A 16,468-nucleotide genomic window follows, 5' to 3' on the forward strand; every position below is an offset into this window, starting at 1 on the left:
GTTATCGGAATTTGGTTCTTTTACTACGGTTTTTTTATTTGCTGATTTTAAGGAGGTGAAGGAAACATATTTTAAAGTTTCATTAAGAATCATTCTATATATGGGGGGATAAGATGGAAAAGTTAGGTGCATGGAAGGTTGGGACACTTGGTCTACAGCACGTATTGGCGATGTATGCAGGAGCTGTCATTGTTCCTTTAATTGTAGGACCTGCCATCGGAATGACACCAGAACAATTAGCCTATTTAATATCAATTGACTTATTTACTTGTGGTATTGCAACCCTCATTCAGGTAATAGGAGGGCGGTATTTTGGAATAAAGCTCCCGGTTATTTTGGGTTGTACCTTTACTGCAGTTGGTCCAATGATTGCAATCGGGAATCTTCAAGGAATAACTGCAATATATGGGGCAATCATATCTTCCGGAATTATAGTGGTTATTTTGGCTCAGTTTATGAACAAGGTTATGAAGTTTTTCCCTCCGGTTGTTACGGGCTCAGTTGTTACAATCATTGGTGTTTCGTTAATACCGGTTGCGATGAATAATGCTGCTGGCGGGCAAGGGGCGCCAACATTCGGTAATATTGAAAATTTACTTCTTGCACTGTTAACTTTAGTCATCATCATTGTGCTTAATCGATTCTTTACTGGATTCGCCAGAGCCATCTCGGTATTAATTGGATTGATTGTTGGAACTCTCGTTGCATCATTCATGGGATTGGTTAATTTCTCAGCTGTCTCTGAAGCATCTTGGTTTCATATTATCCAGCCATTCTACTTCGGCCTACCAACTTTCAATTTTTCAGCCATCCTAACCATGACACTTGTTGCTATTGTTAGCATGATTGAATCTACAGGTGTATTTCTTGCCCTTGGTGATGTCTGTGAAAGAAAGCTAGATTCTAAGGATATTAAAAAAGGACTAAGAGCTGAGGGTCTTGCGGTCGCACTAGGTGGTATTTTTAACTCATTTCCATATACAACGTTTTCACAAAATGTTGGGCTGGTGGCTTTAACAAAAGTCAAGACAAGAAATGTTGTTATGACTGCTGGTGTAATGCTAATGATTTTAGGTCTTTTACCTAAGGTTGCTGCATTAACGACAATTATCCCAACAGCGGTATTAGGCGGCGCAATGATTCCCATGTTTGGGATGGTTATTGCTTCGGGAATCAAAATGCTGTCAGCCGTTGATTTTAGTAGAAATGAAAATTCATTAATTGTTGCTTGTTCAATAGGTATTGGTTTAGGAGCGGCTGTCGTTCCGGTAATGTTCGAGCAGCTTCCAGATAATCTCCGGTTATTGGTTGAGAACGGAATCGTTATTGGTAGTGTTACAGCGGTCATTCTAAATATTGTTTTTAATCATAAACTATTGAATGTAAGTGAAGAAGAACGTTATGAGCAGATGAAGGGGGATCATTCAGCGGATTTAATTTGAGCTGATGATAATAGATTTATATAGAGGGCTTGACATAAGACACTCTATATATTCAAAACACTTTATAAAGGAGAGAGAAATATGGATCTAATTTTAAAAAATGCAAGCATTCCACAAGGGGACCGACAAGTACTAACCAATATTTTAGTCGATGAAGGAAAAATAGTTGGTTTTACAAACGACATCAACTTCCTGCATGCAGATAAAATGATTGATATTGAAGGGAAGTTGGTTGTACCTGGTTGTATTGACCCGCATACACATTTTATGGATCCTGGATTTACACACCGTGAAACATTTGAAACAGGTCATCGTTCTGCTGCAGCTGGGGGCCTTACACTTCATATCGATATGCCTTGCTGTAGTGTACCGTCTGTTCGCGATGGGGAGAGCTTTTTCAAAAAATTAAATCCAATCAAGGAAAAAGCCTATATCGACTATTGCTTTTGGGGCGGTATGACTGGTGAGGATGCAAGAGAAGGATGGCTTGATAATATTTATCCGCAAATTGAGCAGGGAGTTGTTGCGTTTAAAGTGTATATGACTCCTTCTGTCCCCACATTCCCGAAGGTTTCTGACGGTGAAATGTTTGAGATTTTCAGGAAGATAGCACCTACTGGATTACCAATTGGGGTGCACGCGGAGAATTACGATATCTGTACTTTTAATACGGAAAGGCTAAAGAAGGAAGGCCGTCAAGATGGTCCGGCCTGGGCTGAAGCTAGAAGTTCATTAGCAGAAAAGGTAGCAATTGAATTAATTATCAGTTATGCAGAAGCAGTAGATGCCCGCGTCCATGTTGTACACATGAGTACAAAAGAGGGTGTTGAATTAGTCCGCAGAGCGAAGGAACGCGGCATTAAAGTAACTGCTGAAACATGCCCGCACTACTTAATGCTAAATGCGAAAGATTCCATGACTGAAAGAGGGACTTTTGCGAAAATTGCTCCTCCGCTGCGAGGAAAAGAAGATAATGAGGCACATTGGCAGGCACTTGCTGATGGGACTATTGATTTCGTTGGTACTGACCATGCCCCATATGAGATTGCAACAGAGAAAGATGCTCCGGATTCAGATATTTGGAATAGCTTCCCTGGAATTCCTGGTGTAGAGACCATGGTGCCAATTTTAGTCAGTGAAGGATTGAATAAAGGCCGCCTTTCTTTATCTAGATTTGTTGAGGTAACAAGTACGAATGCTGCAAAGCACTATGGTATTTATCCGAAGAAAGGTGCCCTGGAAATTGGCAGTGATGCTGATTTCACCGTTATTGATCTTAACCGCGAATATGAAATTGATGAGCAGCAAACAGAATCGATGGCAAAGTATAATCCATTACATGGCTTAAAACTAAAAGGGAAGCCCGTTCAAACGATAGTAAGAGGAAATCTAATTTATGATGAGGATCATGGCGGCATCGTTGGGGAAGCTGGATACGGTGAGTATGTACCGCGACAATCGATCCAACGATTAGAAAGAGTACTAAAGTATGAAAAATACGAAGCCTCTGTCGTTACAAAGAAATCTGAAGAGGCAGAAATCGCGAAATAATTTCGAGAGGGGTTCAATAAATGGAATTACGTGGTAATAAACATGCAGTTGTTATCATTGATATGCTAAATGATTTTATCGGGGAAAAGGCAGCACTCCGCTGTGAAAATGGTGAAAAAATCGTACCGCAAATTCGTGATTTGATTGACTTTGCTCATGAAAACAATATCCAGGTCATTCACGTTCAGGAAGCTCACAGAAAGAATGACCGCGATTTCAGAGTACGGCCGGTACACGCAATTAAAGGAACCTGGGGCTCGGAATTTATCCCTGAGCTAACTCCTGAAGAGGACAAAGGGGATTATGTGGTTCAAAAGCGCCGGCATAGCGCCTTCAGTTATACAGATTTTGATCTGTTCTGCCGGGAAGAAGAAATTGATACGCTTGTTCTTACTGGGGTTTGGACAAATGTTTGTGTAAGAAGTACAGCCTCTGACGGCTTATATCACGGATACAATATTATCTGTATTTCCGATGCAACAGCATCACAGGATGATGATATGCACCGGTCGGGACTGAGAGATATCGATATTTTTGGGGATATTATGACCACTGATGAATACAAGGAAGCTGCAAAAGAGAAATTCTCCCAGAGTGAACAGGAAAACGAACAGGCTGTTTAATTTATGAAAATAATTGTTGGAATTACTGGGGCCAGCGGGTCATTGTATGGCTATACATTGATCCGCGCCCTTTATCACCTAGGAATTGAAACACATGTAATTCTTACTGAAATGGGAGAAAAAGTGATGCAATTCGAATGTGCTGTGAGCATGAATGAGCTTAAAAATTATGCCACCATATATAGCAATCGAAATCTATTTGCATCCATCGCAAGCGGTTCCTTTAAAACAGACGGTATGGTCATCGTCCCAAGTTCCATGAATACATTAGGCGCCATTGCAAATGGTGTCGGTGATACGCTCCTTAGTCGTGCAGCCAGTGTGGTGCTGAAAGAAAATCGAAAACTAATCATTGTCCCAAGGGAAGCTCCTTTTCATTTAATTCATTTGAAAAATATGACGACGTTGGCAGAGGCTGGTGCCTGTATCATGCCGGCATCCCCTGGCTTTTACCATCGTCCAAAAGAAATTTGGGAATTAGTCAATTTTATGGTTGCAAGAATTCTAGATATGTTAGATATCGATCATGAACTATTGGAGAGGTGGGGTGAACCTAAGCTATGAATCCCACAACACTAAGAGCATTGCTTGACAACTGGGAACAAAGAGGTTTGCTTGCCAGAGTCAAAAAGGAAGTAGACCCCAAATATGAGTTAGGTGCCGTCATACGACATTTCAACGGTGCGAAACCATTATTATTTGAGAAATTAAAGGGATATAATACGCCAATGGTTGCTGGTCTTGGCGGCGATCGCGGTTTAATGGCAGATAGTATGGGGATTATGGAGGCAGAATTAATACCAAAATTAATCGAAGCAATCGTTAATCCGATTCCAACAAGAAAGCTCGGTACGGGCCCTGTTCATGAAAATGTAGTAATGGGAGAGTTTGATTTAGAAGACCTTTTTCCAATCCCCACCTACCATGCGGAGGACTCGGGTCAATATTATGTTGCCGGGGTTATGGTTGTTAAAGATATTACCGGTAAAAAACGTTATACATCTATTAGAAGGATGCAATTTTTAGAAGCAAATAGGACTAATATATTAATCACTTCCCCAGAGTTGTTTTCTCAATATGAGTATTTTGAAGAGCGAAATGAGCCTATGGAAATTGCTGTGATGTTCGGTGTTGTTCCAGCGGTTATACTGAGCTCGCAGGTAAGTACCCATTTATACCATACGGATAAATTGGATATTGCAGGTGCTTTATTAGGGCAATCCTTAGATGTTGTTCAATGTAAAACAGTTGACCTAGAGGTATTAGCCGAGGCTGAAATTGTATTTGAAGGGAAAATGCTTCCCCATATTCGGGAAACAGAGGGGCCATTTGGGGAGCTGGCGGGCTACTACGGCACGATATCACAGCAGCCGATTGTAGAAATTACCGCAGTAACCTATCGCAATAACGCCATCAATCAAACCATTTTTCCATCCAGTTATGAAGAAAGACTTCCTATGGCACTTGTCCGCGAGGCTACATTACTTGGTACAGTCAGGCAGGTAGTTCCTAAGGTAAAAGCTGTCCATATCACAATGGGTGGAGTTGCAAGATATCACGCTGTAATCCAAATTGAAAAACAATCTGATGGTGATGGTAAGCAGGCTGCGCTTGCTGCATTTGCTAGTGATAAAGATTTGAAACATGTTGTTGTTGTAGATGAGGATGTGAACATTTGGAATTCGGATGATGTTGAATGGGCCATTGCTACAAGGGTCCAGGCCGATCAGGATATCTTTATCGTCCCAGGGGCAAAAGGTTCTCCACTTGAATCATCCCATAACCTTAGGGGTGTTTCAGCAAAGATGGGGATTGACGCCACATATCCATTAACACATGCGAAAGATTTCAAAAGAACATCTGTCCCTATAAAAATCGATATAGCTCAATATTTGTAAAGAACATGGCTCAGGCAGGCAGAGGAGGTTCTACTAAATGAAAGCAATTGGATTAATTGAAACAAGAGGGCTGACAGCGGCGATTGAGGCGCTGGATTCAATGGCAAAAGCCGCAAATATACGCCTTGTTGATTTGAAAAAAGTAGGATCAGGTCTTGTTACAGTAATAGTAGAAGGTGATGTATCAGATGTTACCGCAGCAGTGGAAGTTGGGAAAGAGGCGCATCTTCGGACTGGCGGAGAACTTGTTTCTTACAACGTAATCGCAAGACCGCATTCAGAAATAGCAAAGATTTTGTAACAGCGGGGTGTTAAAAGATGTCAGAGTTCATGAAAAGTATCGTTCAGGAGGTTTTGAATAACCAAGGAAAAAGTACAACATCTATTCAAACACAAACTGTAAGCAGCCCTTCCGTTTCCAAGGTACAACCCAATACACAAAGTAATGGGAAGGATTCATTAACCAGTTTAAATCGTCCTAACTATCAAAGGATGAAAAAGGAGCAAAGACTTTCTGTCTCGGGACAGACTACCCCTTCCGGCCCAAATCAACATGCAGTAAAACCGACCCAACATGAAAACAGCAGCAATAAATTAAAAAAAGATCTATTTTCACAGCTTAGCACAGTTGCCCTTGGGCAAGGAAAAATTGAAAGGAATTATGGCAGTTATCATATTCCGAAATCAATAAAGCCGAAGCAGCCTCCAAAACTATTGGGGAAAACAAAAGATGAAAGTTATGTTTGGTATTTCCCAACTGTTACAGACCAACTAGCTCCCAAATTCAAACGAACAACGAACGGAGCTGGAGTTGGAGTCATTACTTCCAAAGTGTGTCTGCCAAGTCAGTTACTCATAGTAAATGACGTCATGCGTGAAAATACAGATGCAAAATACCATCTTAGCTGGGATCGAAACAATAAAGATTCATTTGTATGGGAATTATACGACCATGATTCAACAAGATTAGAGAGAAAACTTCAGGCTATATTACAAATACTTCACAGGAAATCTTCAAAAACAATTGATTCCTATACGGTTGTTTCACCAAGTGCCTGGCTGTCCACACAATTAAATATAAGTACATCGGTAGAAGCAATTTCGATATTGGAAGGGGTACCGTATTATGCTTCACTACTATTATTAGAACAATATTTTAGTTCTGAGGAGCAAAAACCATTTCAATATAGTATTGAAAATAATTATTTAATCATTAGCGGACCACATCAAGTCATTTCAAAGGTAATTCAAGTTTTTAGAAAAAAGGCGGAAAGTTTACTTTAAATGATAAACACAGGTTTGATGGCAAGGGGGTATAGGATCATTGCGTGCATTAGGACTAATTGAGACGGTTGGCTATACTACTGCTGTTTCAGCGGCGGATGCAGCCGTAAAAGCTGCAGCTGTTGAAATTATCGGTATAGAAAAAGTTATCGGGGTAAGTGGATACCTTGGAGTTACCATCCAGCTCGGCGGCGATGTAGGTGCAGTTCAAGCAGCGGTAGACGCCGGTAAGGCTGAAGGAGAAAGAGTAGGGAAAGTCATTTCAGCAAACGTCATTGCCCGGGCGCATGATGATGTAAATGGAAAATTACTCAGCCTTTTTAATTTAAATAAGAAAACAGCACAAGAAGAATTAGAAACTATTAACAATCCAAAAAGTAAGAAAACCACTAAAACAAAAAATCAAGAAAAAGACAAAGCAATCGATGAAGTGAAAAAAGAAACAAAGCCAAATGAGGAATAGGTTTATTACATTTAATTATTAGGAGGAACAGATCATGGGAGAGGCCTTAGGATTAATCGAAACAAAGGGATTAGTTGGTGCTATTGAGGCGGCAGATGCAATGGTTAAGGCAGCTAATGTTGAAATATGCGGATATGAAAAAGTCGGCTTTGGACTTGTTACAGTTATGGTTCGAGGAGATGTTGGCGCTGTTAAAGCGGCTACAGATGCAGGGGCAAGTGCGGCAAGCAGGGTTGGAGAGTTAGTTTCCGTCCATGTGATACCGAGACCACATAGCGAAATTGAAAGAGCTCTTTTATCCAAAGCTGAATAATGTTGTCTAAAGCAAACCGAAGTATGGTTGTAAAGAATGTTGTAAATGAAGTTATGAACGGCTGCTTCCCGATTCATAACAAGGAAGCATCTACACGCATTCTAGCCCTATTAGCATTTAATGAAATAGGCGTGGAACAGGGCATTTCAACACTAAAGCATTTAAATAAAACAAGTGCCTGCACTCGTATTTTTGCGGAGGAAGGCTATTTTAGTTTTGGTAAACTCCATTCATTTATCGAGTTAAGTGAAAATGATGATTGGACACCTGTAGATCATTTCACAAAAGAAATCGAGGATGAATTTGACCAGTTGTTTATTCCAGTTGCATCATTTTCCCTTGTTTCAGAATTAGTTCACTTTTTTGATTCTCGGCCGCTGGCCAGAATCATTCAGCGTTCCTTATTAAAAGGGATAAAAGTGACGATGGTTGAAGATATTGTCAATCCATATAGTCAATCAATAAGGGAAAGAGATTGGGATAAAGGCACGAGTTTTTTAAAAAATGAACTTTTTAATCAAATAAAAAAGTTACAGGGGTTTGGTGTAACGCTTATCCATTCAGATCAAGTGAAATCGTATTTTCAAAGACAAACCGCAGGCCGAAGAGCCCTCTTAACCGAAGAAGAAGTTATCAAAGCAAACCGAAATCATCAAATAGAAATCTTTTTATCTAGTGGAACGTTGATCACACCATTGGCTCGGGATACTGCGAGGAATTTAGGAATACGATTAACCTTAAGGTAAGGAGTAGATTGGATAATGGAAATGGGGATTGTGGTTGGAAGATTAACAGCAACAAGAAAAGATGAGAATTTAGTAGGATCTAAGCTTCTGATTACACAGCCTATCGCTATTGATGGCAGTTACCTATCTCACCCCATTGTGACAGTAGATACAGTTGGGGCGGGAGTCGGAGAAAAAGTAATATTTGTAAAAGGAAGTATGGCATCCAGATCAACTCATAATAAAGAAGCTCCCATTGATGCAGCGATTGTTGGGATTATAGATAGTATAGATACCTAGAAATGTTGGGAGGTTAGCAACGTGGAAGCAAAAGAAATTAAAGAAGCAATCCAGAGAAGAAAATTAATTGATGTATTACTTGATAAGAATCAGTTTGCCGATTTAGTTTTAAAAGATGGCTTCTTTATAAATGTCATAACAAGAGAAATCTATCAAGCCGATGTTGCCGTAAAGGGCGACCATGTCCTAATGGTTGGAGACGCCAAGGATTTAATTGGCCCCGCAACAAAAGTAGAGGATGTTAGAGGAAAGTTCATTTGCCCAGGTTTCATTGATTCACATATGCATTTTGAAAGTGCCATGCTGACGGTTACTGAATTCTCAAGATTATCAATTCCAACAGGGACAACGACCTTAATTGGAGACCCGCATGAAATCGGTAACGTGCTTGGTGTTCACGGTATGCTCGAGATGGTTAAAGAAGCTAAAACCCTGCCGAATAAAGTAAAATTTACCGTTCCATGTGCTGTACCTGATGCACCTGGTCTTGAAACATCCGGATATGATGTAAATTCGAATCATATGAAAGAGCTATTAAACGATCCTTATGTACAAGGAATTGGAGAAATTCAAAGCTTTAGTAATGTAAAACCAGTTTACCAAAACGCACCACATTTAATTGATGATCTTGTTGCAGCCGTAACATATGCTGAGAGTATTGGCAAGACGGTTGAGGGGAATGCCCCGGGTTTATTTGGAAAAGAACTGGCAGCACATATTATCAGCGGCGGTACGCATGTCTCCTGCCACGAAACAACAACGAAAGAAGAAATGGTTGAAAAACTTCGCTACGGTGTAAGTGTGTTTATGAGGGAGGGCTCTTCTCAGCGTAATATGGCTGAATGTATCCGAGCTATAACTGAAGATGGGCTTGATTCCAGAAGAGCAATTCTAGTTAGTGATGATATGGTGCCGGAGGATTTAATCAAGTATGGCCATATGAATGATATTGTCAGAAGAACAATAGCTCAAGGGATTGACCCAGTAGAGGCAATTCAAATGGCTACCATTAATCCTGCAGCTCATTTTGGCTTTAAGGACGTAGGGGTATTAGCACCTGGGAAGAAAGCAGATATTGCCGTGATTAGTGACCTTGAAAATATGGTGATTGACCAAGTTTATTTAAATGGGAAGAAATCTGCCGAAAAAGGCAAATTAACAATAGATTTGGGACGGTACACTTATCCTGATTCCGTGAAAAATTCAGTGAAATGTAAACCGGTAACGAAGAATGACCTTGTAATAAAGGCGAATGGAAGAAAAGCAAGAGTTCGGGCAATTGAAGCGATTCCAGATCAAAATTTAACCGGAGCCCGTGAGTTTGAACTGAATGTTGCTGATGGTATTGTTCAACCATGCTTACAGCAAGATGTTCTGCCAATGCTTGTCATTGAAAGACATGGCCGCAGCGGCAAAATTGGCAAAACGTTTATTCACGGCTTCAAACTGGGAAGCGGAGCAATTGCTGAAAGTGTAGCCCATGATACCCATAATATAATTGTTTCAGGAACTAACTACGAAGACATGGTGACCGCTGTCAATCGAGTGATTGCAATGGGCGGCGGAATTGCGATGATTAAGGACGGGAAAGTTGTTGGAGATATGGAATTAAATGTTGGAGGACTGATTACCGATCAATTGTCAGGGCAAGAGGTTGCTGAGAAAATTGCTGAACTGACAAGACTGGCTGAGGTCGAGCTTGAATGCGGAATCCATGTGCCATTTATGCATTTGTCATTCTGGTCATTGGTTACAAGTCCGAAATGGAAAATAACTGATATGGGATTAATCGATGTAGATAAATTTGAAATTATCCCAACTGTCATTTAATTCTGGGGGGATAGTGAATGGGTTATAGACTCGTTGATTTGTCACAGGAAATATATCAAGGGATGCCGGTGTTTCCATTACACCAAAAAACAATGATCTTTCCCAATATAACTCATGAGGAAAGTAAGGCAAAGATCGGGTTTGAATTTGCTACTAATAATCTATTAATTAATGAACACGGTCCCACACATACCGATGCCACATACGAATTTGATCCGAATGGGAAGTATATCGATGAGATGCCGCTCGAGTATTTTTACGGCCCGGCTGTTTGTCTTGATGTCTCGCATGTTTCACCCGATGGTTATATTACACAACCTATTTTAGAAGAAGCACTTTATAAATCGGCTCAAGTTATCCAAACCGGTGATATTGTTTTATTATATACCGGACATTATAACAGGGCATATGGAACAGAGGAATGGCTGACACGCTACTCGGGGTTAGATTACGAAGGGGCAAAATGGTTAGCTGAGCAAGGTGTTGTGAATATAGGCATAGATGCCCCAGCCATCGATAATCCGCTTGATAGAAAATTCTCAGGTCATCTCGTTTGCCGTGAATATCAAATCTCTAATACGGAGAACTTGTGCAATCTAGACCAGGTAGCAGGTAAAAGATTTCTGTATTTCGGTTTGCCATTAAAAATCCGCAAAGGAACTGGTTCACCTATTCGCGCAGTTGCGTTATTCATTGATTAGAAATGTAAAACATTAAGGGAGGGACTAGGCTTGAATCCAGCAGCCAAAGAAAGAATTAAGGATGAAATAATCATTCCTCCATATGAAGGCAGAAGTGCATTGTTAAAAAAAGGCGAGGAGCTTATCATCATTGATGTTGAAGGAAAGCAAGTAGGCGATTTCGTTTGCTTTAATCTTAATGATGTTTCGGAGTACGTCTCACCAGTTCATATGCGTGCATCGTTAAGCAGCATCCGTTTAAAACCAGGGGACTATTTATATAGCAATATACGTCGCCCATTAATGGAACTGGTCCACGACACGGTTGGTAAGCATGATTTCTTTTTCCCGGCATGTGATTACTATCGCTATAAAGTGGATTTTAATTTAGAGGATCATCCGAATTGTCACGATAATATTGAGAAGGCACTTAGCAGGTTTGGAATCGAACCTCCAATTATACCAGACCCGATCAATTGGTTTATGAATAATAAACTGAATGATTTAGGAGATTATGAGATTTGCGAACCGTTGTCAAAACCCGGTGATTACGTGCGGTTAAGAGCTTTAGAAGATGTGGTTATTGCCTGTACAACCTGTTCTCAAGATTTAGCACCTGTAAACGGGTGGAAAGTCACCCCGCTCAAATTACAAATTGTTGAGGTGCTCTAATGGAAGCCGTTCATTTTCTTCAAAGCTTGTTGCAGGTGAACAGTTCTAATCCGCCAGGAAATGAGCATCGAGTTGCGGAGATTTTTGAAAAACGGTGCAGGAAACTTGGAATTTCCCATCGAATTGATAGATTGGAAGAAACAAGAAGCAATTTTATTGTGGAGTACAAGGGAGGCAGTCCGAGAAAGCTGCTTTTATGCGGCCATATGGATACCGTCATTCCCGGAGAAGTCGAATGGGAATATTCACCTTACTCAGGTGAAATTGTCGGCTCAAGAATTTATGGAAGAGGCGCATCTGATATGAAAAGCGGGTTAGCTGCAATGTATCTTGCCCTAGAAGAGCTGATCCTGGAAAAAGCTGAACTTCCACTCAGTGTAGAATTCTTGGCAACAGCCGGCGAAGAAGTTGATAGCTGCGGAGCAATCGACTATGTCAATCATGATCATTCCACTGATATAGAAGCGATAATTATTGGGGAGCCGACGAATGAAAAAATCGTCATTGGTCATAAAGGAGCCCTATGGCTCGAAATTGTGACTTTTGGAAAGACTGCTCATGGTTCGATGCCAGGGCAAGGTATTAATGCTATTCATCAGATGATGAAAGTGATTGAATTGCTGGATGACTTAAAATTACAATGGAAAATTAGCAATCAACCATTGGGCGATAGCAGCATGGCGGTTACAAAAATCAACGGTGGTATACAAACGAACGTGATTCCTGACCGCTGCAGTCTCCAAGTCGATATTCGAACTGTTCCACCACAATCACATCAAAACCTTATTAAGGAGTTAAAAGAAAGGTTAGATAGTATCAAGACACAAGACTCGCACTTTGAATTTGAAATAATACAATTACTAGATCGTTCTTCCATAATAACCAAGCCTGAAGCGACATTAATTAAATGCGCATTAGAGCTAAAAGAGAAAAATATAAAGGATTGTTACGGTGTTTCCTATTATACAGACGGTGCCGTATTAAATCCTCACAGTCTGATCCCAACACTGATTTATGGACCAGGTGATGAAAAGCTTGCACATCAGCCGAATGAATGGGTAGACATAGATGCTTACACACGAGCTATTCGTTTTTATAAGAATTTAATCGTAAAATTCTGCAGTTATTATTAACTCTCGAAAAATGATTGTCCGATGGAAAAGGCATCTTGATAGGTTTTTACAGCTCAAATACGATGTAAATAAAATAGACATCTAAATATTAAAATCGTTTCATATAATTTCGAAAATAAGGTTCGAAAGTCTCTACCTGGGACCTCAAATCCCTGACTATGAAACTATGTTTATGCGATAGCATTGGTTTATACCGGCGGAATGGTATTAGAAATCAACTTCATATTCATAGTAGATATTATAGGGGGACTATTAAATGAGCTCGATCCTTATTAAAAATGCAGAAATTGTTACGATGAACAATCAGGAAGAAATTATTTTCGGTGATCTTTATATTGTGGATGACCGAATTGTTGACGTTGGGAAAGACCTTCCGTATGCGGCTCAAAGAGTAATAGATGCGAGAGGGAGGACCGTTATTCCTGGATTCATCCAAACGCATATCCATCTCTGTCAAACTCTATTTCGGGGTCAAGCAGATGATTTGGAGCTTATGGATTGGCTTAAGAAAAAAATTTGGCCGCTAGAAGCCTCTCATGATGCCGAATCAAGCTATTATTCTGCAATGCTGGGTATTGGTGAGCTTATCCAAAGCGGTACTACAACAATCGTAGATATGGAAACAGTTCATTATACTGACGAAGCCTTTCAAGCCATTGATCAAAGTGGAATTCGTGCCTTTGCTGGTAAAGTAATGATGGACCTTGGGGAAGAGGTTCCTGAAGGATTAAGAGAGAATACTAATGACTCCATTCAAAAGAGTGTCGATCTTCTGGAAAAATGGCATTTGCATGACAATGGAAGAATTGAATACACTTTCTGTCCAAGATTTGTCGTTTCTTGTACAGAGGAACTTTTAATAGAAGTACAAAAGCTTTCGCAAAAATATCACGTGAAGGTACATACTCATGCCTCTGAAAACCGTGGCGAAATTGAGATTGTTGAAAGAGAACGGGGAATGCGTAATGTCGTTTACCTGGATTACCTGGGCCTTGCAAATGAAAGTCTCATTTTAGCACACTGTGTATGGTTAGATGAGGAAGAAAAGAGAATTATAAAGGAACGGGGCGTAAAAATGACCCATTGTCCTGGGTCAAATTTGAAATTGGCCTCTGGAATTGCCGATATCCCGGGCATGATTGATCGTGATGCATTTATTAGCCTTGGAGCAGATGGGGCACCATGTAATAATAATTTAGATATGCTTAATGAAATGAGATTAGCGGCAATTATTCATAAACCAACTTATGGTCCAACAAGCATGGATGCCAAAACGGTGTTCCGGATGGCGACAATAGGGGGGGCCAGAGCGGTTGGCCTTGAGGACCAAATCGGAAGTATCGAAATAGGAAAAAAAGCTGATCTTGCAATTCTAAACCTAAATGATTTCCATATGTACCCATCATTCGGAGTCGATACAATCTCGAGAATTGTTTATTCCGCAACCCGAGCAGATGTTGAAACGACGATTATTAATGGAAAAATCGTAATGGAAAATAGATTTCTGAAGACTATGGATAAGGAAATTATTTTAAAAGAATCGAATAAGGCAATTAAACGGCTGCTTGGAAAAATTCCTAATTTACAAGCTTAAAAATGTTAGAACAGGAAATATTATTCAGAAAAATTTTTTCTGTCTCATTAACTTGAGTATACTTAATTATTGAGACAAAAGCTAAATTTTAAATATAATAATATTATGTAAACTGATAAAATCATAAAATAGAAGAGGGGTAACAGCTGCCATCTAGGATTGGCAGCTGTTATTGTTCCTTTGGCATATCCATTTTATCAACAGCAATCTTTAAATCATCATTACGGATATGCGTATAAATCATCGTTGTCTGGATTGATGAATGACCTAATTGCCGGCGTAATTTCGGAACATCGTTGATTTCCGCATGATATCTGGTTGCAAACGAATGCCGTAATTTATGTACGGATAACGCCGGTTTTCCAAATGCTGCAGCGTATTTTTCAACCAATTTTTCAACTGATCGGGCTGTTAAACGTCTGGATTTTCCTTTTGGGCCCATTGGTGCAGCTACAAATAATGCTTTATTATTTTTATCAACCTGGTACTTAGCCGTTCTGACAGCTAAATATTCCTGCAGGTCATCCATAGCAATCTGACTGAAAAAAACAAATTGTTCTTTATTACCTTTACGAATAACTCTGGCGCAATATTTGCTGAAATCAATGTCATCGAGATCCAAGCCGATCAGCTCTGATAAACGAAGCCCTGAACCCAGAATTAATGAAATAATCGCAGTATCACGTTCTTTATTTAATTGGTAAAAGTTCGAGATTTTTTTGTTATCTTTGTTTAATTCGCCGTAATCACGAGCTATAAACAGACGAAACTGCTCATATTCGTCACCTAGCAATATTTTTCCTTCCATTTTATTTGCCCGTGTTTCCATTGTTTCTTTAACCTCATTAAATTCAATTTTGGCCATAACATTACGGTTAATATATGGTTGCAAATCAGGTGTTTCAGCAATGTTTTGCAGGTAATTGAACAGCGATTTTAACGCAGATAACTTGCGATTAACCGTTAATTCCTTATTGTTTAACTCATAGTGAAGAAAGTTTAAAAATCCTTCAACTTCAAGCACTGTCAGCTGCTCCAGACGTTCTAACGGAATATCCTTAATGCTGCAGGTGCAAAGTTGCTCGGTGATCATCCAGTTGAAGAAAATTTTGTAGTCATGACAGTAATTAAACAATGATGCAGTCGAAAGCTTTCTAAGTTTGTGATTGATGTATTCCTCAACATACCAAGGAAGCTCATTTAGTAAAGCTTGCAGTTTTTTAAAATTTTGCTGCTTTTCGGGATTTACCATAATAACACCTCACTACTATATTTTACCTTAGGTACATTATTACGTCAAATTTATATTTTACGTAATAATGTTTGATAAAGATGTTCAAGGAAAAACTTCCCGTCACCTTTTATAAATAATGTAAAGAAAAAACTGATCTCTTATATTAAAAGATCAGTTTTTTCTTAAAAATAAATATCTATTAATTATTATTATTTATAATAATAACCATTTCGTTATATACAGCAACAACCTCTTGATAAGCGGCTTCGATTGCATTAATGTCAACATCAGCTTCAAAATTGGTTCGGATTTCATCGAACTCATTATCAAATAGATCGAGTTTTTGTTGAAACAACTGAATGGTTTTTGCCTGATCCAGCTTTGAATCCATATAAGTATAGATGGTAAATGAGTGTCGATTTGCAGAGAATTTCTCGTATAAGTCTAAACGTTCTCTGCCTTTCTCTTTCGCATTACGTTTTAGTTCGTTCATACTTTTTAATACATTTTCGCCTTGCTGCTTTATTAATTCTAGCTGTTGCATATTTAGATCCATCTTTATTGCGACCTTTCATATCTGAATTACAAAAAACATTATATCACAAAAAAATAATGGGAACGGTTACAACGTTTTAATTAAGAAACTAGCAATATCAAAGAACTTACTTCTTCTTTGATTGAATATATTTTTGTGTTAGCATTCCTGCATTATATACCGAAAAAATC

The 16,468-nt window shown here is 39.4% G+C and carries 18 protein-coding genes and 1 riboswitch; of the genes, 16 read left to right on the top strand and 2 right to left on the bottom strand.

What is annotated here, in order from left to right:
* Positions 1-113 precede the first annotated feature (113 nt).
* The 16 genes from A6749_RS24550 to A6749_RS24625 all read left to right on the top strand — a co-directional run bounded on the left by A6749_RS24550 (position 114) and on the right by A6749_RS24625 (position 14,508).
* Entirely contained in the window at positions 114-1,442 is a 1,329-nt protein-coding gene (locus A6749_RS24550; protein ID WP_066398531.1) for a nucleobase:cation symporter-2 family protein, read from the top strand.
* Positions 1,443-1,523: 81 nt separating this feature from the next.
* Positions 1,524-2,993 carry an allantoinase AllB gene (allB, locus tag A6749_RS24555; protein WP_066398533.1) on the top strand — a complete coding sequence of 490 codons (1,470 nt, stop codon included), beginning with the start codon at positions 1,524-1,526 and terminating at the stop codon, positions 2,991-2,993.
* Between the two features lie 20 nt (positions 2,994-3,013).
* Complete coding sequence (locus A6749_RS24560; protein WP_066398535.1) at positions 3,014-3,616, top strand: cysteine hydrolase family protein; 603 nt, start codon at positions 3,014-3,016, stop codon at positions 3,614-3,616.
* A gap of 3 nt (positions 3,617-3,619) precedes the next feature.
* On the top strand, positions 3,620-4,180 hold the full coding sequence (locus A6749_RS24565; RefSeq protein ID WP_066398544.1) for a UbiX family flavin prenyltransferase: 561 nt from the start codon (positions 3,620-3,622) through the stop codon (positions 4,178-4,180).
* A complete protein-coding gene (locus A6749_RS24570) occupies positions 4,177-5,514 on the top strand; it encodes a UbiD family decarboxylase (RefSeq protein ID WP_066398546.1) in 1,338 nt (445 codons plus the stop codon). The genes A6749_RS24565 and A6749_RS24570 overlap by 4 nt, the downstream gene beginning before the upstream one ends.
* A 37-nt stretch (positions 5,515-5,551) precedes the next feature.
* The gene (locus tag A6749_RS24575; protein WP_066398549.1) at positions 5,552-5,815 is read left to right on the top strand and encodes a BMC domain-containing protein; all 264 of its coding nucleotides are present in this window, start codon (positions 5,552-5,554) and stop codon (positions 5,813-5,815) included.
* Positions 5,816-5,832: 17 nt separating this feature from the next.
* Positions 5,833-6,798, top strand: a complete 966-nt coding sequence (locus A6749_RS24580) for a hypothetical protein (RefSeq protein ID WP_066398554.1) — start codon at positions 5,833-5,835, stop codon at positions 6,796-6,798.
* 40 nt (positions 6,799-6,838) lie between these two features.
* On the top strand, positions 6,839-7,261 hold the full coding sequence (locus A6749_RS29310; RefSeq protein ID WP_066398559.1) for a BMC domain-containing protein: 423 nt from the start codon (positions 6,839-6,841) through the stop codon (positions 7,259-7,261).
* A gap of 31 nt (positions 7,262-7,292) precedes the next feature.
* On the top strand, positions 7,293-7,574 hold the full coding sequence (locus A6749_RS24590; RefSeq protein ID WP_407937540.1) for a BMC domain-containing protein: 282 nt from the start codon (positions 7,293-7,295) through the stop codon (positions 7,572-7,574).
* Positions 7,575-7,597: 23 nt separating this feature from the next.
* Entirely contained in the window at positions 7,598-8,320 is a 723-nt protein-coding gene (locus tag A6749_RS24595) for a hypothetical protein (RefSeq protein ID WP_127486802.1), read from the top strand.
* Positions 8,321-8,335: 15 nt separating this feature from the next.
* Entirely contained in the window at positions 8,336-8,599 is a 264-nt protein-coding gene (locus A6749_RS24600; protein WP_066398569.1) for a EutN/CcmL family microcompartment protein, read from the top strand.
* Positions 8,600-8,620: 21 nt separating this feature from the next.
* Entirely contained in the window at positions 8,621-10,429 is a 1,809-nt protein-coding gene (gene ade / locus A6749_RS24605) for an adenine deaminase (RefSeq protein ID WP_066398581.1), read from the top strand.
* Positions 10,430-10,446: 17 nt separating this feature from the next.
* Entirely contained in the window at positions 10,447-11,130 is a 684-nt protein-coding gene (locus A6749_RS24610) for a cyclase family protein (RefSeq protein WP_066398584.1), read from the top strand.
* 30 nt (positions 11,131-11,160) lie between these two features.
* The gene (locus A6749_RS24615) at positions 11,161-11,781 is read left to right on the top strand and encodes a DUF1989 domain-containing protein (RefSeq protein WP_066398592.1); all 621 of its coding nucleotides are present in this window, start codon (positions 11,161-11,163) and stop codon (positions 11,779-11,781) included.
* Positions 11,781-12,914, top strand: a complete 1,134-nt coding sequence (locus tag A6749_RS24620) for a M20 family metallopeptidase (protein ID WP_066398595.1) — start codon at positions 11,781-11,783, stop codon at positions 12,912-12,914. Before A6749_RS24615 ends, A6749_RS24620 begins: the two co-directional genes overlap by 1 nt.
* Positions 12,915-12,993: 79 nt before the next feature.
* Positions 12,994-13,093: riboswitch (purine riboswitch) on the top strand.
* 77 nt (positions 13,094-13,170) lie between these two features.
* Positions 13,171-14,508 (top strand): 5'-deoxyadenosine deaminase, encoded by a 1,338-nt coding sequence (locus A6749_RS24625; protein WP_066398598.1) that lies wholly within the window; start codon positions 13,171-13,173, stop codon positions 14,506-14,508.
* Positions 14,509-14,677: 169 nt separating this feature from the next.
* Here A6749_RS24625 and xerS read toward each other — a convergent pair whose 3' ends face one another.
* The gene (gene xerS / locus A6749_RS24630) at positions 14,678-15,760 is read right to left on the bottom strand and encodes a tyrosine recombinase XerS (RefSeq protein ID WP_066398600.1); all 1,083 of its coding nucleotides are present in this window, start codon (positions 15,758-15,760) and stop codon (positions 14,678-14,680) included.
* A 181-nt stretch (positions 15,761-15,941) separates the two neighbouring features.
* Entirely contained in the window at positions 15,942-16,286 is a 345-nt protein-coding gene (locus A6749_RS24635) for a hypothetical protein (protein ID WP_084797972.1), read from the bottom strand.
* Between the last annotated feature and the right edge of the window lie 182 nt (positions 16,287-16,468).

Origin of the sequence: Neobacillus mesonae (genome assembly GCF_001636315.1) — a bacterium.
In the GTDB taxonomy this organism is placed as follows: domain Bacteria; phylum Bacillota; class Bacilli; order Bacillales; family Cytobacillaceae; genus Neobacillus; species Neobacillus mesonae.